We start from the raw sequence: 23,392 nt of genomic DNA, 5'->3' as shown, positions 1-23,392 counted from the left end.
TAGAAAAAAGCTACATTTGTAAACCTTATCATTAATTGCAAGCTATTTAAAAGACACATGACGGATATCGAGCTATGGACACGAATACTGAAAGGTGATAAAGTTGCTTTTGAGGAACTATATCATCGTTATTATTCTCCTTTGTTTGGGTATGCCCTTCGTCTGAACTTTGATGAAGAAACAATTAAAGATTGTTTGCAGGATATGTTTGTTAAAATATACGTAAGTCATTCTTCTCTTCCTACCTTATCTTATGTGAAGTCTTATCTATATCGTACTTTATTAAATGCTCTGTTAGATTCCTCCAAAGCTGCCCGTAACCGTAGCTTGCCATTGGATGAGTACGTTGATATTCCTATCGACGACACAGGCTTGATGCAGATTTTTGAGACAAATGATTCTGACCTAAAGAAGGTCCAATTATTGAAAAAGGGTTTTCAGCAACTGTCTTCCAAACAAAGAAATGCCATATATTTTCGATTTGTTCAAGAATTTTCGTGGGATGAACTAGCAGACATGTTTGAGATGTCTTCTCATTCGTGTATGAATCTGGTAGGACGCTCGGTAGCTAAATTGCGTCAGATCGTTTTGGCTGGAGGGCAATTTCACTAAAAAAATCTTTTGCACATTTTTTCCTGATAAATTGAGGAGTAATAAAGAGCTCGTTCGTCTTATCAATAGAATGAACGAGAAAAATAACTAATATTTATGAACTTATAAATGAGAAACACTATGGGACCATGATTTTTTATGTTTTTCCCTATTCGTTGATGATACCGCAAATATCATTCGGATGCAGAAAGGGGCTTAATACACAATTACCGATGTAACATTCTTAAACATTTAATTCTATGATTAACTTTATGGCTAAGGAGGATTCTGTAGCTAGGAAAAACGGCAAGTATCTCCTTCTATTTGTTTTTTGTTTTTTGGTCGCTGCTTTGCAGGCTAAATCTCCGGTTTATGGGCAGGCCAAAACGTTTACGGTATCGCTGAAAAATGTAACTTTGAAAGAAGTTATTTCTTATGTGGAAAAGAATAGCCAATATGTATTCTTTTTTAAGCCGGAAGTGATAAATCAGTCAACACAAATCAGTGTGAGTTTAAAAAATGCAACTGTTAAGCAACTGTTGGATAAGGTCTCGGAGCAAGCTAATATTGTATATGAAATGAAAGAACGCCAGATAGTTCTGAAAGAGAAAAAAGTATCAGAGCAAAGCGTTTCGCAGAAAAAACGTTTGCTTCAGGGGCTTGTGAAAGACGAACAAGGAAATCCGATTATTGGTGCCAGCATTCAGTTAAAAAATACGGGAACAGGGGTTATTACAGATCTAGATGGCTTATTTCAGATACAAGTAACCGATAAAAATTCCGTAATTGTCATATCTTATATAGGATATGTGACTCAGGAAATTTCAGTAGGAGATCGTTCTTCGATAACTGTTCAGTTGAAAGAAGATACGAAGTCACTAGAAGAAGTTGTAGTTACAGCATTTGGTGCTACACAGAAAAAAGAAACAATGGTTGGGTCTATCCAGCAAGTACGCCCTGCCGAATTGAAAGTTCCTTCTTCCAGTTTAAGTACCAGTTTTGCCGGACGTATGGCCGGTGTGATTGCTATACAACGTAGCGGACAGCCCGGTGCTGATGGAGCTGATTTTTGGATTCGTGGTAAATCGACCTTCGGCGATGCTACAGGCGTTTTAATTGTATTGGATGGGGTAGAAATCAGTTCGAGCGATTTGAATGCTTTGGATCCGGAAGTCATTGAAAGTTTTTCTATCTTGAAAGATGCTACGGCTACGGCTATGTATGGAACCCGCGGAGCAAATGGTGTGATGATTGTCACTACTAAATCCGGTCAGGACCTTTTAAAGCCGATAATTAATTTCCGCTTGGAAACGTCTATGTCCCAACTTACTTCTGTTCCCGAAATGGTAGGAGGAGTTGACTATATGAAGCTTTATAATGAAGCCTTGACAACTCGTGGCATCACAACCGGATTATATGATGATACTAAAATCAGGGCTACGGAACAAGGGTTGAATCCATTGGTTTATCCGAATGTAGACTGGTATAATGAAATGTTTAATAAGAATGCTTTTGCGCAGCGTTTTAATTTTAATATTCGTGGAGGTAAAAAGGCGGTTACCTATTTTATGAGTGCATCGGTGAAGCATGATGCTGGTAATCTGAAGTCATTGAGTAAGGATTATTTCTCATACAATAACAATATCAATGTGATGCGTTATGATTTTGTTAATAATCTGAGTATAAAAGCAACAAACACTACCAAAATATCATTGGGATTAAATGTAAGTTTACGGGATTGGAAAGGGCCTTCAGCAGGTGTTGATGGAATATTTTCTATGTCAAGAGAAGCTTCTCCCGTTGATTTTCCTATTGTATATCCGGCTCGTAATGATAAAGAGATTTATACGCTTTGGGGAGGTATGAGTGGTGGTATTTATAACAACGGTTACCGTAATCCGGTAGCTGAGTACGTTGTCGGTTATAAAAAGCAATTTGCCAGTACGGTAAATGCAAATATTCGTTTAGACCAGGATTTAAAAATGGTAACTAAAGGATTAAAACTCCATGTATTGGCTTCTTTTAAAAACTGGTCAAAGACGGAAACTACACGTAAAGCTGGTTATAATCAATTTGAGATTGATCAATACAATGAAGCTACGGGAGAATATACATTAAGTAGAGTGGGTAATGAACAAAAAACGGCTTTAAATACGGAGGGAGCTGCCACAGGTGACCGTAGAATATTTATTCAAGCCTATTTGGACTATAAAAGAAAGTTTGGCGTACATGATGTCAATGCAATGCTTTTATATAATCAGGATCAGTTAGACAATAATAAACCGGATAATCTCTTATCTTCTTTACCACGTCGGAAACAAGGAATTGCCGCACGTCTGTCTTATGCTTATGATGACCGTTATCTGGCTGAAGTCAATTTTGGATATAATGGTTCGGAGAACTTTGCGAAAAACAATCGTTTCGGTTTTTTCCCTTCAATAGCTTTGGGATATAACATCTCACAAGAAAAGTTCTGGGAACCGATTTCAAATGTGATATCTCATTTCAAATTGCGTGGTTCTTATGGCTTGGTTGGTAATGATGGTATCAATGAGCGTTATGCTTATTTGGAAGATATTGTTTTATCTAGTGATAAATGGAAATATACGACGGGAGTAAATCAGAATGTTAATTTACAGGGTCCCGTATGGAACCGTTATTATAATCCGAATTTAACTTGGGAGGTAGGGAAAAAACTGAATGTCGGATTTGATATGCAGTTATTTCATCAAGTCAATTTGAATTTTGATGTATTTAAAGAGATTCGTAGTAAGATCTATATGCAGAAAGTAAATACTCTTCCTGATTTCATAGGAACTGGTGAAACGAAAATTTATGAGAATAGCGGTAAGATGAAGAATGTCGGATTTGATATAGCGTTGGATTACAATAAACAGATAACAAAAGATTTCTTTTTATCATTTAAGGGGACACTTACTTATGCGCATAATACGATTTTGGAGCGTGACGAACCTCCGTTCCAGTTGTATCCTAATTTGTCCAGTGTAGGATATTCCAGAGGGCAGCATTTGGTTTATGTAGCGGATGGATTATTCCGTGACCAGGCTGATGTTGATTCACATGCCGAACAAACATTGGGGTATATTCCTCAGCCGGGCGATATTAAATATGTGGATCAACCAGATGCAAATGGCAATTGTGATGGGATTATTAATACCAATGACTGTGTTTATATGGGCTATCCGGAAGATCCTGAGATTGTATATGGTTTCGGTCCTTCAATGAAATATAAGAATTGGGATTTTTCATTTTTCTTCCAAGGGGCAGCTCGCACTTCTATTCTAATGTCGGGTTTTCATCCGTTTGGGAAAAATGCTACTCGTGGTGTTATGAAGTTTATCGCTGATGATTATTGGAGTGAAAGTAATCCGAACCCGAATGCAGCTTATCCACGCTTGACTCGTGATACCAATGCTAATAATACAGTAAATTCTTCATATTGGTTGCGGAATGGTGCTTTTCTTAAGTTGAAGAATGCAGAAATTGGCTATACATTCAAGATGTTCCGTGCTTATTTGAACGGTTCGAATCTTTTGACTTTCTCACCTTTTAAGCATTGGGACCCGGAAATGGGTGGTGGTAGTGGTATGAAATATCCTACTCAAAGAGTATTTAATATTGGAATTCAATTCACCTTTAAGTAAAAAGCTATGAAAAAGTTTGCAATTATATTATTAATGGGAGGAGTACTCCTTTCTGGATGTAATTATTTGGATATTGTTCCGGATGAGCGTAATACACCGGAAAACACTTATCAGAATCCTCAGGCAGCAAAGAATTATTTGTATTCTTGTTATTCAAAAATGCCTGATCCGCGAGTGAGTGAAGCGCTTGATAAATATTCGGCAGCGGAGATTATTAATGTGATCGAAAAAAGTGAATGGGTTACTTTTCCGCGTGGTTATTATTCACCGAGTTCGCCACAGTTGACAAAAGGATATTATGATAATATTTGGACAGGTTTGCATCAATGTTATCAGTTTTTGAGTGTGGTGGATTTTACACCTGACATAGAACCGGATGATTTACAGTATTATAAAGCAGAAGCTACCTTGTTGATTGCTTATTATCATTGGTTGTCTTTCCGAGCCTATGGTCCTTCGGTAATTATGAGAGAGAACATAGATCCGCTTACCCCTATTGAAGAACTTCCCGAGCGTTCGAGTGTAGATGAAGTAGTTCAATTTATTGATGAAAAGATTACTGAGGCGGAAACAATAGGGCTAGCTGAGAAACATGATGGAGATGATTACGGGCGTTTTACGAAGTATGTGGCAGAAGCTTTACGTGCGAAAGTACATTTGTATGCTGCTTCTCCTTTGTTTAATGGCAACTCTGATTTCTTTGCAGGCTTTAAAAGTCCGTTGGATGGCCGTTTTCTAATATCTCAGACGGTTGACATAGAAAAGTGGAAAACTGCAGAGACGGTGACACGTAAGGCAATTGCTGATTTGGAGAATGCCGGTTATCGTTTATATAATGAAGTAGGACATGATGATGCTGGTACTCCTTCGGCTAATAAACCGGGGCCCGTGAATAAAGCTCAACGTGCTGTACGTTATACTTTTATGGATAATGTAGGTGGCACAAATCCAGAAGTGATCATGGTTGATACTCGTAAAGAAGGGACGTATGCTCTTCAGAATCAGTCTACTCCAAAACAAAAGGCATCTAATGGATATAAAAATTCATGGGGTATTTTGGCTCCGACATTACAGACTGTTGAGATGTTCTACACAAAAAATGGTTTACCTATTGATGAGGATAAAGAATTCGATTATTCAGGGAGATATAAAATTGTGAATATGCCGGTAAATTATGATGGAAATAATTATTTTGCTCAATCAAATGGAAGAACTTTGAATTTACATTTAAACCGAGAGCCGCGTTTCTTTGCGTGGATTGCATTTCATAATGGAAATTATGAGATCATGAAATATAATGGAAAAGTAGTTAATACGAATAATGCAAAAAAGGCTATAGTAGTGAAATTCAGAAAAAATGATGCTAATGGCTGGGAAGATGGACAAACAGGTAATTACACAGGTACCGGATATCTGAATAAGAAGTTCGTTCATCCTGCGTTTCAGAATGGTCCGGTTCATTACCCCTATCCGGTGATTCGTATGGCAGAAATGTATTTGAATTTAGCTGAGATTTTAATAGAACTGGATGCTTTGGAGAATACGACGGGACGCTTGGAAGAAGCTAAAGATTTAATTGATAAAATTCGTGTTCGTGCAGGTATTCCTACTATTGATGAGGCATGGAAAAAGGCGAATCATCCGGAGAAAGCGAATACTGCTGAGGGACTTAGAGAGATAGTACGCAGAGAACGGCAGATAGAATTTTATTTGGAGAACCAACGTTTCTGGGATTTACGCCGTTGGAAAGATGCAGGCATTTTGGGTGAGAAAGTATGGGGTATGAATATTGAAGGAGATACAGATGAGACATTCTTTGTGCCAACTGAATTACAGAATATTCGTACTTTTAAACAGGCACAATATTTGATGCCTATTCCTATGACAGAAACCAATAAGGTTCCTCATATTGTCCAAAATCCGGGATATTAATCATAATTATTGTTTGAAGGAGGCTTATATTGATACTTCTTGGGTTCGTATAAGCCTCTTTTATTTATGTTTGTCTAGTTCTAGAAAGCATTACACCTTAAAAAGAGATTACTAAAAGTATGAACTTGCTAAAGTATATATGTCTTCCCGGATTGTTAGCTTCCGGCGACATTCAGACCGTCTCGGCGGTAGAAAGTAAAACTGATAAAAATCCGAATATATTGGTGATCTTGATTGATGATGCGGGTTATAATGACTTCGGATTTATGGGATCAAAAGAGATGCAAACTCCTAATATTGATGCTTTAACCAGTGAGGGAGTCGTATTTACCGATGCTCATGTGGCTGCGACAGTAAGCAGTCCCTCAAGAGCTTGTCTTATCACAGGGCGTTATGGACATCGGTTCGGCTATGAATGTAACTTATCGGACCGTACTAATGGCCTTCCTTTGGAAGAAGAAACGATTGCGGAAGTATTTAAAACGAATGGATATCGTACTGCTGCTATTGGTAAGTGGCATTTGGGAAGTAGGGATGAACAACATCCTAATAATCGTGGATTTGATTTGTTTTACGGTATGAAAGCGGGGGGACGTGATTATTTTTATAATGAAAAAAAGAGTGACCGTCCCGGTGATGAACGTAACCTGTTATTGAATGACAGGCAAGTGAAATTTGAGAAGTATTTGACTGATGCTTTCAGTGAAAAAGCGGTTGAGTTTATAAATGAAAGTTCTCAGCCTTTCATGATGTATTTGGCTTATAATGCGGTGCATACTCCAATGCAAGCAACCGATGAAGATATGGCTAAGTTTGAAGGGCATCCGAGACAAAAACTTGCTGCAATGACCTATGCACTCGACAGGGGCGTAGGCACTGTAATTCGTGGACTGAAAGATAGTGGGAAATTTGATAATACATTGATTTTTTTCTTAAGTGATAACGGAGGAGCCACTACCAATCAGTCTTCAAATTATCCTTTGAAGGGTTTTAAAGGAAATAAATTTGAAGGTGGACATCGTGTGCCTTATTTTGTAGTATGGAAGAATGGAATCCCTGCCGGCAAGCCTTATGATGGTTTGGTTTCTTCTTTGGATATTTTTGCGACAGCTATTGATGCGGCCAGTATATCGAAAACACGTAATAGATTGGACGGTGTATCATTACTACCTTACCTGAAAGGTAAAAAAGGGGAACCCCATAAAGTGTTATACTGGCGTAAAATGGATACACGTGCTATTCGTTCGGGAGATTATAAATTAATCATCACTCATGGGGTTGATTCTGTATTGTATAATATCCGAAGAGATCCTGAAGAGATGAATAATTTGATAAACAAAGAGCCGGATTTGTATCGTAAACTGGCGAAAAAATTGGCTAAATGGGAGAAAAATGAGTGTATTGAACCCTCATGGCTGGAAGAAGGCTGGCGAAAAATAACCAATAGGTATCATCAGCAGTTGATGCATAATGAGATTAAAACAGCTCAGGATTTATATAAGAAAAAATAGATAACTTATTAAGTATCCATAAAAAAAAGAGACGGATGAGACATTTATATTTTCCGATATTGGCTGGTGGGTGTATGTTTGTATCAGCCTTACATGCACAGAACGAACGTCCCAATATTGTATTTATCATGGCTGACGATTTGGGTTGGAATGATCTTGGCATAACCGGAAGTGATTATTATGAGACGCCTAATATTGATAAACTGGCTTCTGAAGGGGTTTTCTTTGATAATGCTTATGCAGCGGCAGCCAATTCGGCACCGAGCCGTGCCTGTTTTATGACAGGTCTCTATACTCCGAGACACGGAGTATATACTGTGAGTCCTTCAGCGAGAGGAGATAAAACCAAGCGTAAATTGATTCCTATTACAAATACGGAGGATGTGCGGACAGACCTTGTTACTTTGGGAGAGGCATTAAAACAGCAGGGATATGTGTGCGGGCATATCGGGAAATGGCATTTGGGTAGTGATCTTGATGGCAGTAAAACCGGTCCCCTATCACAGGGATTTGATTATAATATAGCCGGCGACAGGGCTGGTTCACCTTACTCTTATTTTTACCCTTATTGTAGAAAGCAAAAGTGCCATTTGGGATTGGATGAGGGGAGTGAGGGAGAGTACCTGACAGATCGTTTGACAAGTGAAGCTATTAAATTTGTAGAACAGACAAAAGACAAGCCTTTTTTCCTCTATATGGCGCATCATGCGGTTCATACGCCTTTAAAGGCTCCCCAGACTTTGGTCGATAAATATCAGAAAAAGACTAAGGGGAAGTATCAGACGAATGCAATTTATGCGGCTATGGTAGAAAATCTGGATTGGAATGTAGGCAGGTTATGTCATGCTATTGACTCATTAGGACTTTCGGAAAATACGCTTATTGTCTTTTATTCTGATAATGGAGGTGCTGCGGCAGCAACCAATAATTTCCGGCTTAGAGGAGCCAAAGGAATGCCTTATGAAGGAGGAATCAGAGTTCCGCTTATAATGAAATACCCTCGTAAGATAAAAGCGGGAACAGTAGTTTCAGAACCTGTAACAGGAGTTGATTTCTATCCTACTTTAGTAGCATTGACTGGTGGAATACCGGATAACGGGCTTGATGGCGAGAATATTTTTGATCGGATGAAGAAAGGTACATCGAAAGTTCAAAGAGCGCTTTTCTGGCATTTTCCTGCTTATTTGGAAGGTTATCAGGGGCTTGGTAAAGATTTTAGAGCAACTCCATATTCCATCATCCGTTCGGGAGACTGGAAACTGATTTATTATTATGAAGATAAGTCAATGGAGCTTTTTAATTTGAAAAATGATAGAATGGAAAGGAATAATTTAGTTAATTTGCAACCGACTCTCGCAAAAGAACTGTATACCAGACTGATGAAATGGCTTATAGATACCCGTGCAGATATTCCGACAGAACTGAATCCTGCATATATAAAGGCGAAAAAACAATAACCCAATAACAATTATATTATGAAGAACTTTGATTTATGGATGAGTATCAGCGGCTCTTTGTTGATCGCAGCGCCGATTCAGGCACAGAAGAAAGCAAAAGAAAAACAACCTAACGTAATCTTTATTATTGCTGATGATTTAGGCTATGGAGATATGAGTTGTTATGGTGCCCATCGCGTTCAGACTCCTCATGTAGATGCATTAGCCAGTAGTGGTATTCGTTTTACGGATGCGCATGCGGTAGCTTCAACGAGTACACCGTCACGTTATTCTTTATTCACCGGACATTATGCCTGGCGTAGAAATGATACGGGAATTGCCCGTGGTGATGCAGGTATGGTTATCCGACCGGAGCAAACTACGATTGCAGATATGTTTAAGTCTGCCGGATATACGACCGGAGCTATCGGGAAGTGGCATTTAGGCTTGGGGGATAAAACGGGTACGCAGGATTGGAACAAGAAAGTTAGTCCGGGGCCGGAAGATTTGGGATTTGACTACTCTTGCCTAATGGCTGCTACCGGTGACCGCGTGCCTTGTGTATGGATGGAAAATCAACAGGTGCTTAATTATGATCCATCGGCTCCTATTGAAGTAAGTTATACAAAGCCTTTTCCCGGTGAACCTACCGGAAAGAATAATCCGGAGTTATTGACAAATTTGAAACCGTCTCCGAATCATGGTCATAATCAGGCTATCGTTAATGGAATTTCCCGTATCGGATATATGAAGGGAGGAGGTAAAGCACTTTGGAAGGATGAAGACATTGCTGATACGATAATTGCGAAAACGGTAGGTTTTATCGAAAGAAATAGTGATAAACCTTTCTTCCTGTATGTAGGAACCAATGATGTACATGTCCCTCGTTTTCCGCATCCTCGTTTTGTAGGCAAAAGCGGAATGGGGTATCGGGGAGATGCCATTCTTCAGTTTGATTATACGGTAGGTAAGATTCTGGAGGCATTAGAGAAACAGGGATTGCGGGAAAATACTTTAATTGTATTGAGTAGTGATAATGGTCCGGTGGTGGATGATGGCTATCAGGATCAGGCGGTAGAACTGTTGGGCGACCATCGTCCTTGGGGAAACCTGCGTGGAGGTAAATATAGTAATTTTGAAGCAGGTACTCGCGTTCCGTTTATTGTCAGCTGGCCTGATAAGGTGAAAAAAGGTAAAACTTCGGATGCTTTGGTGTCTCAGATTGATTTATTTGCTTCAATGGCTGAATTGGTGGGACAAGAGATGCAGTCGGGTGCCGGAGTAGACAGTCAGAATCAGTTGAAAGCCTTTTTGGGAACTGATCGTAAGGGACGTGATTATGTGATCGAAGCTTCTGGTTCTTTGTCTGTTTCAGACGGAGCCTGGAAATATATTACTCCGAATAAAGGGGCAGCTTTTATGAAACTGACAAGGACTGAGACTGGTAATGCTCCGGTAGATCAACTATACAATCTGAAAAAGGACAGAGGTGAGAAAGAAAATCTGGCTGAAAAATATCCGGAGAAGGTGAAAGCTATGAAAGCCATATTGGAACGGGAAAAAGCGAATACTAAGTAAGATAGGATATTCGGATGTTTAGGGATATGGCAAGGTGTAGGTAGAGAACCGAATTTTAATCATTGAATGTAATTATGTTTTTATTAAATCTTTTAGTAGCAGCCTCGGGAACGGTAGCAGGTTATCAGGAACGTCCTAATATTATTGTTTTTCTGGTAGATGATATGGGACTTATGGATACTTCCGTTCCTTTTCTGACAGACGGGAGCGGAAATCGGGTGAGGCATTCTTTAAATAATTGGTATCATACTCCCAACATGGAGAGGATGGCCGAACAAGGGATCTGCTTTTCTACTTTTTATGCGCAAAGTGTGAGTTCCCCTTCCAGAGCCTCATTGTTGACGGGGCAAAACGCAACAAGACATCGCACTACGAACTGGATTAATGCGGAAAGTAATAACCGTACTCCTTTCGGGCCTCCTGATTGGAATTGGAAAGGGCTGACGAAGGATATTCCGACCATGCCGAAAGTTCTGCAACAGGCTGGATATAAGACGATTCATATAGGAAAAGCTCACTTCGGCTGTATGGATAGCGAGGGTGAAAATCCGTTGAATCTTGGTTTTGATGTCAACATTGCGGGGTCGGGAATAGGACATCCCGGCAGTTATTATGGTGAGTGGGGATACGGTCATATTAAAGGTTCGAAAGCCAGAGCAGTACCCGATCTGGAGAAATATCATGGTACGGATACTTTCCTGAGCGAAGCCCTGACGATAGAGGCTAACCGTGAGATAGCTAAAGCTGTGGAAGAAAAGCGTCCTTTTTATTTGAATATGGCTCATTATGCTGTCCATGCACCTTTCCAGGCCGACAAACGTTTTCTGTCCCGTTATACAGACCCAAATAAGAAGGAACAGGCCAAGGCCTTTGCTACATTGATAGAAGGCATGGATAAGTCTTTGGGGGACATCATGGACCAACTTGAAAAATTGGGAATTGCGGAAAACACTTTGATTTTCTTTTTGGGAGATAACGGTGGAGACGCACCTTTAGGAGAAGAACGGGGATATGGTTCTTCCGCGCCATTGAGAGGAAAAAAGGGTACGGAGTTTGAAGGTGGTATGCGTGTGCCTTTTATTGTGAGTTGGGCAAAGCCCCGGAAAGGTAATAAATTTCAGAAGCGGTTACCTATTGAAGCCGGAGGTATGCAAAGCCAACTGGGAACGATCATGGATATTTATCCGACAGTTTTATCGGTAGCCGGATGTAAACTGCCTGCCGATTATGCAATAGACGGATTCGATCTAAAGAAGCAGCTAAGTGGAAAAGTCAATAGAAAACGTCTTGAAACGTTCCTTATGCACTTCCCTCACGCTCATCGCGGCAATTACTTCACAGTATATCGCGAGGGAGATTGGAAGCTGATTTACTATTATTCGCCGGAGACTCCGAAGCAACCGAAAGCGGTACTTTATAATCTGAAAGAGGATCAGGAAGAGAAAAAAGAACTTTCTTCTGTATTTCCTGATAAATGTAGGGAGATGATTCGTAATATGTCGTCTCGGTTGGAAAAAGAAGGCGCTCTTTATCCTATTGATAAACAAGGAAATGAGCTGAAGCCTTTTGTTTATTTTTAAGATTCTCTTTTGTTTACCTCTAATTTTAAGTAAGTGAAAAATAATGAGTTATCGAAAGTTGTTGTTTGCTATATTGTTTCTATTGGCTATTGATTCATATGCTTCGGTAGTAACTGTTTCTACTCATGTGCATGATATGGAATTTCGAGACTTGGCAAGAAAATGGGATGAAGCAATACCGCTAGGAAATGCGACTATTGGTTCTTTAATCTGGCAAAAAGGAGAACGTTTGCGTATGTCCATAGATCGCAGTGATTTGTGGGACTTGCGGCATTCTAAAGAATTAGAAGGAGAAGGCTTCTCTTTTCATTGGTTGTACGAACAGCTTCAAAAAGGAGATTATACACCGGTACAGAGGCGGTTTGATAATCCATATAACGCTTATCCCGGCCCTTCAAAAATTCCGGGTGCGGGTTTGGAGTTTCCAATAGAACATTTTGGAAAGGTTGAAAAAGTGCATTTATATCAACGACAAGCTGTATGTGAAGTTGTATGGAAATCAGGAGTATCCTTACGCTGTTTTGTCCATGCCCAAAAACCTGTGGGTTGGTTTATATTTGAAGGGGTAGAAGCTGATTTTGAGCCATTATTAATTCCTCCTTCTTATAATGAAGAAGTAAGACATACCGCTGAAGATCATAGTCAACATAGTCTGTTCCGACTCGGATATGAACAAGGAAAAGTTGAACGGGCATTATCCGATAAATTTGTTTATAATCAACCTGGTTGGGGGGATTTTTCTTATTCGGTTGCAGTAAAATGGAAGCGGTTTGGAGAAAAAATAATAGGTGTATGGAGTGTTACCTCTTCTCTTGTAAAAGAAGAAGCATCACAAATTGTGGATGAGGCTATGAATGCCGGAATAGAGGCTTATTATCAGACTCACCAAAATTGGTGGAATATATTTTATAGCCGTTCGTCTGTCACATTGCCGGACAAGGTGATAGAAAAGCAATATTACAATGAAATTTATAAAATGGGGAGTATCTCTAGAAAAGACTCGTATCCGATATCTTTACAGTCTGTGTGGACAGCTGACAATGGGCAATTACCTCCTTGGAAAGGTGATTATCATCACGATTTGAATACACAATTGAGTTACTGGCCTTTTTATACTGGCAATTATCTGGAAGAAAGTTACGGATATTTACATACTTTGTGGAATCAACTGAAGGAAAATAAGAGATATACGAGAACCTATTTTGGAACTGAGGGGTTGAATGTTCCGGGAGTTTGTACTTTACTGGGACAACCGATGGGAGGATGGTGTCAATATTCATTAGGCCCAACTGTTTCCGCATGGCTTTCCCAGCATTTTTATTTATACTGGAAATATTCACAGGACCGTCAATTTTTAATAGACAGGTGTTATCCCTATTTGAAAGAAGTTGCTACTTATTTGGAGCAGTTTACTATAGTGAAAGATGGGATAAGAAGTTTACCTTTAAGTTCATCTCCGGAATTTAAAGATAATAGTATGGATGCTTGGTTTAGAGAGATGACGAATTTTGACCGTGCATTGGTTCGTTTTGCTTTTCGTGCAGCAGCTGAATTGGCTAGGGAATTAGGGCGGAAAGATGAAGCTGATCATTGGGAGAAACTGGAGGAAGAATTACCTGATTTTATTCTTGATGCTCAAGGGGGATTGTCTATTGCTGTAGGGCATCCATACGAACATTCTCATAGACATTTTTCTCATTTATTAGCAATTCATCCGTTAGGATTGCTTGATAAATCTTATGGAAAAAGCGATTCTCAAATTATTGATGTTAGTTTGAATACATTAGATAAATACGGGCCTGGCGGTTGGACCGGGTATTCGTATAGTTGGTTGGCAAATTTAAAGGCACGGGCTTTTGATGGCAACGGAGCTGCTAAGGCCTTACGTATATTTGCGGAGTGTTTTTGTTTAAGAAATGGTTTTCATGCAAATGGAGATCAAAGTAGAAGTGGTAAGTCCGGATTTACTTATCGTCCATTTACATTAGAAGGGAATATGGCTTTTGCCTCCGGAGTTCAGGAGATGTTATTACAAAGTCACAGTGGAGTTATCCGTGTTTTTCCTGCTATTCCGTCCGATTGGAAAGATGTTTCGTTTGATAAGCTACGTGCCATAGGAGCCTTTGTTGTAAGTGCCAGTTTAGAAAACGGAGATGTTTCTTTGGTTAAAGTTGTTTCTGAGAAAGGAGGCTTGTTGCGTTTGGTCAATCCTTTTAAAGGAAAATTTAGGATTGCTGGGAAAAAGAAGAAGATTACTGAAAAGAATGGAGTTCTTGAGTTAAAAACACGGGCGGGTGAAGAAATAACGTTAGAAAGAATTGGTTTGTGAAGGCTTTAATTTGAGGAATGCATGAAAAGAAGCTATAATATTAAAAGAACATCATTTGTATGTGTTGCTCTTTTGTTAGTAGCTTTGCCGGGTGTGGCAGAGAAGAAAAGAGAAGCAAGAGGCATATCTCAATGTTGTCGGAGATTATTTTAATGACTACAAAGAGGAAAAAATAGTAAATGAGAAATATCCGGAGGTCTTGCAGAGACTGAAAAACAACTTGAAAACATTTAAATAACTACATAAATAAATATGAAAAACTTGAATTTGACTTTTTATGCGTTCGCAGGCATTTCTTCGATGCCTGTTACCCTGTTGGCCGGACAGTTTCAACCGGAGAAGAAATCTATAGATAAACAACACCCCAATATAGTACTTATTGTTGCTGACGATCTGGGTTACGGAGATTTGAGTTGCTATGGGGCTGATGCAATACAAACTCCCGGTATGGACCGTATTGCTAATGAGGGTATTCGTTTTACTCAAGGATTTTGTACGGCGGCTACTTCTACCCCCAGTCGTTATTCGGTAATGACAGGCAGGTATCCCTGGACAAATCCGGATGCAAAGATATTGCCGGGGAATGCAAAGTTGATTATTGATACAGAGGCAATTACTTTGCCTAAGGTAATGAAACAGGCCGGATACATAACCGGTTCCGTAGGAAAATGGCATATCGGACTGGGGGATGGTAATGTGGACTGGAATAAAAGAGTATATCCGGGAGCCTCTGAGATTGGATATGATTATTCGTTTATTCAGGCAGCTACGAATGATCGGGTGCCTTGCGTTTTTTTAGAGAATAATAAAGTGATAGGGCTTGAGGCGGAAGACCCGCTTTATGTTGACTATCGGAAAAATTTTCCTGGAGAGCCTACGGGGAAAGATAATCCGGAATTATTAAGAATGCATCCCAGTGTTGGGCATGCCGGTTCGATAGTGAATGGAGTGCCCCGTATTGGTTTCCAAAAAGGGGGAAAGGCAGCACAATGGCGGGATGAGGATATGGCACAGTTATTTCTTCAAAAAGCGAAGCAATTTGTCGTAGATAATAAAGAGCGTCCTTTTTTTCTTTATTATGGCCTGCATCAGCCGCATGTGCCTAGAGTACCTAATGAACGTTTTATTGGCAAGTCGGGTATGGGGCCTCGCGGAGATGTTATTCTCGAAGCTGATTGGTGTGTTGATGAGTTTTTGAAAGAACTGGACCGGTTGGGACTGGCAGAAAATACGATTGTAATATTGACGAGCGATAACGGTCCTGTGTTGGATGATGGATATAAGGACCAGGCAGTAGAGTTGGTTGGTAAGCACCGTCCGGCAGGCCCTCTTCGCGGTTGGAAGACGACGATGTATGACGGAGGAGTACGTGTGCCGTTTATGTTGCGCTGGCCCGCTATGGTAAAACCAGGAGTATCCGACGCTTTTGTTTGTCAGATGGATCTGTTGGCTTCATTTGCCGGACTGTTGGGACAAACTTATCCGGATAAACTTGATAGTCGGAACACCTTGAAGGCTTTTCTGGGTAAAAGTAAAAAGGGTCGGGAAGAATTGGTAATTGAAGGTATGTTCAATTATGCCTATCGAAAAGGAGATTGGGCGTTAATACCTCCTTATCGTAAACAGACGGAATATCAACTTTATAATTTAAAAGAAGATATCGGGCAGAAGCATAACTTGGCTGATAAATATCCGAAAAAGGTAAAAGAGCTTACTGATGAGTTTGAAGCGCTGAAGCTGAGTACGGGTAAAAAAACTAGATTTTAATCGTTGAATATAAGTATGCTTTGATAAAAGATAAATAAGCTGAATCTTTATGTTTTTCTCTAAGTCGGTTCCTTTTTTGTATACCATTGTTTTCTTTGTTTAAGTTGGGCAAATAGTGAAAAAAAGTAATAAGAACAAAGAATATTTAAAAAAACGCCTTTTTGAATAGGGGTACAATGAACTGGTGTGTATTTATTATACATTAGCGAAATATTTCCGTAAATAAAGCGGAAGTATTGGAAAAACAAAAGTTGAGATAGAAATAAAAAGCAGTCTTATGTCTAATTCTAAATAAGTAAAACATGATTAAAAACCACTCTTTCTGTTTGCGAAAACTTAGATTTATCGCAGTGTTTTTACTCTTTTATCCGATTTCACTTCTTTCCATACAAGCATCTGAAAAGTCCGATATGAGTAATGTCGTTTCGAACACGGCTCAACAGACCTCGGGTATTCTTAGTGTGAAGAAAGTAAATCCGACAACAGTCGATGTGTTATTCTCCAATAATCAGCGGAGGACAATTGATTTTTACGGAGAGAATATCTTCCGTGTATTTCAGGATAATTCGGGAGGAATCATCCGTGACCCGGAAGCAAAACCTGAGGCACAGATACTTGTAGACCAGCCTCGTCGTCAAGTATCCAATCTGGCAATAGATGAAAAGGACGGCATTATAACATTGGCTACCGGAAAAGTCCGGGTCGAACTGAATAAACAGACAGGGCTGATGAAGGTCATCAATCTGGGAACAAATGCCTGTGTCATTGATGAAACTGCTCCTGTGGTATTCGAACCGAAGAAAGTAACTGTTACTTTGAAAGAGCAGCCGGATGAGTACTTCTACGGTGGCGGCGTACAGAACGGACGCTTCTCTCATAAAGGCAAAGTCATTGCTATCGAGAATCAGAATAGCTGGACCGACGGCAGCGTAGCATCCCCTACCCCTTTCTATTGGTCGACAAACGGCTACGGAATGATGTGGTATACATTTAAAAAAGGTGAGTATGACTTTGGCGCAACGGAAAAAAATGTTGTGAAACTATCTCACAATTCTTCCTACCTTGATATTTTTTATATGGTTAACGATGGAGCCGTTGCGTTGCTGAACGACTTCTATCAACTGACGGGAAATCCTGTTTTACTCCCCAAATTTGGTTTTTACGAAGGACATTTAAATGCCTACAACCGTGACTATTGGAAAGAAGATGAAAAAGGAATTCTTTTTGAAGATGGAAAACGCTACAAAGAAAGTCAGAAAGACAATGGTGGTATCAAAGAATCCCTGAACGGTGAAAAGAACAACTATCAGTTCTCCGCTCGTGCAGTGATCGACCGCTATAAGAGCCATGACATGCCCCTCGGCTGGCTGCTTCCCAACGACGGTTACGGTGCAGGATACGGACAGACCGAAACGCTGGACGGTAACATTGCCAACTTGAAAAGTCTGGGAGATTATGCCCGTCAAAACGGAGTGGAGATCGGACTTTGGACACAGTCAGACTTGCATCCGAAGGAAGGCGTAAGTGCTTTGCTGCAACGTGATATTGTGAAAGAGGTTCGTGATGCAGGCGTGCGTGTACTGAAAACAGACGTAGCGTGGGTAGGTGCCGGATACTCCTTCGGGTTGAACGGTGTGGCTGACGTAGGCCGTATTATGCCTTACTATGGAAATGATGCACGTCCTTTCATTATCTCTTTGGACGGTTGGGCAGGCACACAACGTTATGCCGGAATTTGGTCGGGCGACCAGACAGGCGGTGTGTGGGAATATATTCGTTTCCATATCCCTACTTATATAGGCTCCGGCCTTTCCGGTCAACCGAACATTTGTTCGGACATGGACGGAATCTTCGGTGGCAAGAATGAAACAGTCAATATACGTGATTTTCAATGGAAAACATTTAGTCCGATGCAATTGAATATGGACGGCTGGGGCGCCAATGAGAAGTACCCCCATGCTTTAGGCGAACCGGCCACATCCATAAACCGGATGTTCTTGAAGTTGAAATCCGAATTGATGCCTTACACATATAGTTTTGCCAAAGAGGCGGTAGACGGAATGCCTCTTATCCGTGCGATGTTCCTGGATTATCCCAGTGCTTATACGCATGGAACGGCTACCCAGTACCAGTATATGTATGGTACGGATTTCCTTGTAGCTCCCGTTTATCAGAAAACCCAGGCTGATGAGAAAGGCAATGATATCCGCGACGGTATTTATCTGCCCGCCGGCTCCTGGATTGATTATTTCAGTGGCGAGAAGTACGAAGGTAACTGTATTCTCAACAACTTCGATACTCCTATCTGGAAACTTCCCGTATTTGTGAAGAATGGCTCTATCATTCCGATGACCAACCCTCATAATAACGTTAGCGAGATAGACAAGTCTCTGCGTATTTATGAGTTCTACCCGAACGGGCACACTGAAACCATAGAGTATGATGATGACGGTGTAACGGAAGCTTACCGCCGGAATAAATCAGTATCTACCCTGATTGAATCGGACGTAAACGACAAGAAGAACCGTCTTACTATCACCATTCATCCGACAGCCGGAAACTTTGACGGTTTTGTGAAGGATAAAAAGACGGAATTGCGTATCAATGTTACCGAAAAACCGAAGAAACTTGTCGCTAAGGTGAACAAGAAAACGGTGAAACTTATGGAAGTAACTACGGCCGAAGATTTCCTGAAAGGCGAGAACGTCTACTGGTATGAAGCTACTCCCAACCTGAATAAATTCGCTACTAAAGGCAGTGAATTTGAGAAAGTGGTCATTACAAAGAATCCGCAACTACGCGTTAAACTGGCTTCTGCCGACATTACGGTCAGTCAGGTTGTGCTGAACGTAGACGGTTTCCGTTTTGCGCCTGCCGATCGTTACCGTGTGACTACCGGTACTTTGACCATGCCGCAGAATGCACAAGTGACCGAAGAAAACCGCGAAGCATACACCTTGAAACCGACATGGGATAAGGTCGCTAATGCAGATTTCTATGAAATCGAATTCGACGGTATGCTTTATACGACTATCCGCAATACTTATTTATTGTTTGAAGGGCTGAATGCAGAAACTCCGTACTCTTTCAAAGTACGTGCTGTCAATAAAGACGGCGTTTCCGACTGGGCAACTATTCAGGTAACGACGAAGGCCAATCCGTTGGAATTTGCTATTCACGGAATTGAAGGTGAATCAACTGCCGCTTCTCAGGGAGGATTCGGAGTGAACCGTTTGTTCGACTTTGCCGAATCGGGAGACAACTGGCATACGAAGTACCGTGTGAATGCAATGCCGCTTGATCTGATTATCGACCTCAAGACGGTGAACCAACTGGATAAGTTCCACTACTTGCCGCGTACTGATGCCGGTAACGGTACATTATTGAAAGGTACGGTATATTATAGCATGGATAAGGAACATTGGACAGAGGCGGGTGCATTCGATTGGAAACGCAACGGTGATGTGAAGATATTCAGCTTCGAGTCCCGTCCTACTGCACGCTATATCAAACTTGCCGTTACGGAAGGTGTAGGAAATTACGGTTCCGGCCGCGAATTGTACGTATTCAAAGTGCCTGGAACAGCCAGCTACTTGCAGGGAGATATCAACAATGACGGTAAGATCGACCGCAACGACTTGACTTCTTATATGAATTACACGGGCTTGCGCCGTGGAGATTCTGATTATGAAGGATATATCAGCAAAGGGGATATAAACATGAATGATCTGATAGACGCTTACGATATCAGCGTGGTAGCTACTCAGCTCGAAGGTGGTGTCGGTAGAAAAGATACGCTTAAAGTATCGGGCTCTTTATCAATCAGCACCCCGAAACGCCTCTATCAGAAGGATGAAATCGTTGAAATCCGCGTGAAGGGTAATGACCTGAAAGCTGTGAATGCACTTAGCTTTGCATTGCCTTACGATCAGAATGACTTTGAGTTCGTTGGTGTAGAGCCGCTGAATATGAAAGCAATGGAAAACCTGACTTACGACCGCTTGCATACCAATGGAGTGAAATCGCTCTATCCTACATTTGTCAATATAGGAAAGCAGGAAGCATTGAATGGTTCGGAAGAATTGTTTGTCCTGAAGCTGAAAGCGAAACATAAAGTGAAGTTTGAATTGACTTTGAAAGACGGAATATTGGTTGATAAGGAACTGAGAATGCATCAATTCTAGTGATAGAAGCAGCATTCCTGAATCATTCAATCTATTTTTTCTTGTAAAATGGTTAGGGGAGCAAATAGTAGAGGCTGGAAATAAAAATCCGACTCTACTGTTTGCTCTGTTTTTTTAGAAAAAATAGAATCGGCTCTTTATATCAGTCTAGGATTTATTTCGTAGTTTTACGGACGTATTAGCAAGGAGTGTAACCTCAAATAGTAAAGATTGTATGGAATGTAGAATACGTCGGTGGCGGATAGAAGATGCCAATGACATTGCAGAGACGCTGAATAACAAGAAAGTGCTTGATAATTTGAGAGACGGCATTCCTTTCCCCTATACGGCGGAGGATGCGAAAGAGTTCATACAAGCGATGAATGTTGCCGATCCGGAAACTACTTTTTCATTTGCCATTACTGTAGATGACAAGGCAATAGGAAGTATAGCCGCGTTCCGTCAGAGCAATATACATTCGAAAACGGCTGAAGTAGGTTATTATATTGCAGAACCCTATTGGGGAAAAGGACTTGGAACGAGTGCCATCAGACAGATATGTGAGTATATCTTTCGCAATACCGATATCATCCGGCTCTTTGCGGAGCCTTTCGCACATAATATCGGCTCTTGTCGTATCCTTGAGAAAAGCGGCTTTCAGTTGGAGGGAACGCTGAGAAAGAATGCGGTGAAGAATGGCGTCGTTGTGGATATGAAGATGTATTCAATCCTGAATTGTGATAAGGCATAATCTTATCGTTTTTCTAACGATCGTACCATTTATTGATCCAGTACTGTTGAGAGCGATGTATAAGCGCGGATTATTCTTGAAAGTCTGGTGAAATAATGTTTGATTTAAGTAGCTTGTATGCCGTGTGTGCTGGACATATAGATCCGGCACGTAGGCCATATATACCCAACGCATTGGATCTATATGTCCAATACGTTGGATCTATATGCCCGATATACACGATATATATATCCTGTAATTAGTTGATAAACATCGCTATTTTACAATGCTTTCCGCTCTTTCCAACGCTATATTTATGTTCGGGCAGATGTTTTCTTTTCCCAGTAGTTCATAGAAGCCGGATTTCTCCAGCACTTTATGTACCTTATCATTTACTCCGGAAAGGATAACAGTTGTTTTTTCTTTCTGCGACATTTCACAAAGCACGGTCAGGTTGTGTATGCCTGTGGAGTCAATGAACGGAACTTTTCTCATACGGATGATACGTACTTTCGGGCGGTCTCCCAGTTGTGCCATGGTGTCTTCAAACTTTGTAGCGATACCGAAGAAATAAGGGCCGTTGATCTCATATACCTCTACGCCTTTCGGGATGATGAGGTTCTCTTCGTGCACGGCAATGTCCGATTCTTTGTTCGGGTCAATCTCGTCGGTGATGACAGAGATTTCGGTTGTCTCCATTACGCGTTTCATAAAGAGAACGCAGGCAATAATTAATCCTACTTCGATAGCAACGGTCAAATCGAAAATGACCGTAAGGAAGAAAGTGATAAGCAACACAGTGACGTCTGATTTCGGGTTTTTCAGTAAAGCCTTGAATACGCGCCAGCCGCTCATGTTATAAGATACAATGACTAACACGCCGGCAAGGCATGCCATGGGGATGTATTGTGCCAGCGGCATCAGGAAAAGCAGAATCAGGAGCAGGATTACTGCATGAATAATTCCGGCTATCGGTGTCTTGCCACCGTTGTTGATGTTCGTCATGGTACGGGCGATAGCTCCGGTAGCGGGGATACCTCCGAACAGAGGGGCTACGATATTTGCCGCGCCTTGCGCGATAAGCTCTGTGTTGGAGTCGTGGCGGTCGCCAATCACACCGTCGGCTACCGTGGCGGACAGCAATGATTCGATAGCTCCCAATACGGCAATCGTGATAGCTACCGGAAATAATTCCCTGATAGCTTCCCAGTCTAGGGCGGGCACGATAGCGTCAGGCAATTCCGATTTGATAGTGAAACGGTCTCCTATCGTCTGGATGCAGTCGATTCCTCCGAAGGTTTTCATCAGATAGACGGCAGCAGTGACAACGACAATTGCTATCAGTGAGCCGGGAATTTTTTTTGAGAACTTGGGGGTAATGGCGATGATAATAATGCTGACAACGCTCACGATAGTGTTCCACCAGTTGACCGTATCGAAGTGACGGAAATAAATCATCCACTTCCCGACGAAATCTCCCGGCACTTTCTCCTCTCCAAAAGATAAACCGAAAATATCGGCAATCTGGGTAGTGAAAATAGTAACGGCGATACCGCTGGTAAATCCGACAATGATAGGATAAGGGATAAACTTGATGACTGCACCGAGTTTGAAGACTCCCAGTAATACAAGCAGTACACCTGCCATGAGCGTGGCTACAATCAGTCCGGCTTCACCGTATTGCTGGATAATGCCGTAGATGATAACGATGAAAGCACCTGTCGGGCCGCCGATCTGGACTTTGCTACCTCCCATTAGGGAGATGATAAATCCGGCGATGATAGCGGTGATAATACCTTTTTCGGGCGATACTCCCGAGGCGATACCGAAGGCGATAGCCAATGGAAGTGCCACGATACCTACGATGATGCCGGCCATTAGGTCCGCCATAAACGTTTCTTTCGAGTAATTCTTCAGACAAGAAACCAGCTTGGGTTTAAATTCAAATAGCTTCATTTTTATGAGTTGTTATACGTGTAATCTGACCTTTTTGCAAAGTAGAGGTTGCAAAATTATATAAAATAATCGAAATAAGTATGTTCTCCAGCATATTATTTGTCTGTTGATAGATTTCATCAATGAACTGATAGTTTTTATTCATAAAGAAAAG

12 protein-coding genes are annotated in these 23,392 nt (G+C 41.0%); 11 read left to right on the top strand and 1 reads right to left on the bottom strand.

Features of this window, described 5'->3' with window-relative positions; translation table 11 throughout:
* Window positions 1-57 precede the first annotated feature (57 nt).
* The 11 genes from BHV72_RS08995 to BHV72_RS08945 all read left to right on the top strand — a co-directional run bounded on the left by BHV72_RS08995 (window position 58) and on the right by BHV72_RS08945 (window position 21,303).
* Window positions 58-612, top strand: a complete 555-nt coding sequence (locus tag BHV72_RS08995; protein WP_055169475.1) for an RNA polymerase sigma factor — start codon at window positions 58-60, stop codon at window positions 610-612.
* Between the two features lie 239 nt (window positions 613-851).
* Window positions 852-4,256, top strand: a complete 3,405-nt coding sequence (locus BHV72_RS08990) for a TonB-dependent receptor (RefSeq protein WP_286855608.1) — start codon at window positions 852-854, stop codon at window positions 4,254-4,256.
* A gap of 6 nt (window positions 4,257-4,262) precedes the next feature.
* Window positions 4,263-6,188, top strand: a complete 1,926-nt coding sequence (locus BHV72_RS08985; RefSeq protein WP_286855607.1) for a RagB/SusD family nutrient uptake outer membrane protein — start codon at window positions 4,263-4,265, stop codon at window positions 6,186-6,188.
* A 119-nt stretch (window positions 6,189-6,307) separates the two neighbouring features.
* Complete coding sequence (locus tag BHV72_RS08980; RefSeq protein ID WP_250539278.1) at window positions 6,308-7,699, top strand: sulfatase family protein; 1,392 nt, start codon at window positions 6,308-6,310, stop codon at window positions 7,697-7,699.
* A 74-nt stretch (window positions 7,700-7,773) separates the two neighbouring features.
* The gene (locus tag BHV72_RS08975) at window positions 7,774-9,156 is read left to right on the top strand and encodes a sulfatase (RefSeq protein ID WP_286855613.1); all 1,383 of its coding nucleotides are present in this window, start codon (window positions 7,774-7,776) and stop codon (window positions 9,154-9,156) included.
* A gap of 18 nt (window positions 9,157-9,174) precedes the next feature.
* Window positions 9,175-10,713, top strand: a complete 1,539-nt coding sequence (locus BHV72_RS08970; protein ID WP_005676794.1) for a sulfatase family protein — start codon at window positions 9,175-9,177, stop codon at window positions 10,711-10,713.
* Window positions 10,714-10,787: 74 nt separating this feature from the next.
* On the top strand, window positions 10,788-12,293 hold the full coding sequence (locus tag BHV72_RS08965) for a sulfatase (protein ID WP_286855606.1): 1,506 nt from the start codon (window positions 10,788-10,790) through the stop codon (window positions 12,291-12,293).
* A 43-nt stretch (window positions 12,294-12,336) separates the two neighbouring features.
* Window positions 12,337-14,622 (top strand): glycosyl hydrolase family 95 catalytic domain-containing protein, encoded by a 2,286-nt coding sequence (locus tag BHV72_RS08960; RefSeq protein ID WP_286855605.1) that lies wholly within the window; start codon window positions 12,337-12,339, stop codon window positions 14,620-14,622.
* Window positions 14,623-14,874: 252 nt separating this feature from the next.
* Complete coding sequence (locus BHV72_RS08955) at window positions 14,875-16,389, top strand: sulfatase family protein (protein ID WP_005676798.1); 1,515 nt, start codon at window positions 14,875-14,877, stop codon at window positions 16,387-16,389.
* A gap of 302 nt (window positions 16,390-16,691) precedes the next feature.
* Window positions 16,692-20,573, top strand: a complete 3,882-nt coding sequence (locus BHV72_RS08950; protein WP_286855604.1) for a TIM-barrel domain-containing protein — start codon at window positions 16,692-16,694, stop codon at window positions 20,571-20,573.
* Window positions 20,574-20,787: 214 nt separating this feature from the next.
* Window positions 20,788-21,303 (top strand): GNAT family N-acetyltransferase, encoded by a 516-nt coding sequence (locus BHV72_RS08945; protein ID WP_122118859.1) that lies wholly within the window; start codon window positions 20,788-20,790, stop codon window positions 21,301-21,303.
* Window positions 21,304-21,558: 255 nt separating this feature from the next.
* On the opposite strand, the gene BHV72_RS08940 is transcribed toward BHV72_RS08945, so the two are convergent.
* Complete coding sequence (locus BHV72_RS08940) at window positions 21,559-23,238, bottom strand: SulP family inorganic anion transporter (RefSeq protein ID WP_122265057.1); 1,680 nt, start codon at window positions 23,236-23,238, stop codon at window positions 21,559-21,561.
* Between the last annotated feature and the right edge of the window lie 154 nt (window positions 23,239-23,392).

Source organism: Bacteroides sp. 43_46 (genome assembly GCF_001915455.1).
Classification (GTDB): domain Bacteria; phylum Bacteroidota; class Bacteroidia; order Bacteroidales; family Bacteroidaceae; genus Bacteroides; species Bacteroides caccae.
The sequence above is the reverse complement of the archived record's forward strand: the minus strand, read 5'-3'. Positions and strand labels throughout refer to the sequence as shown.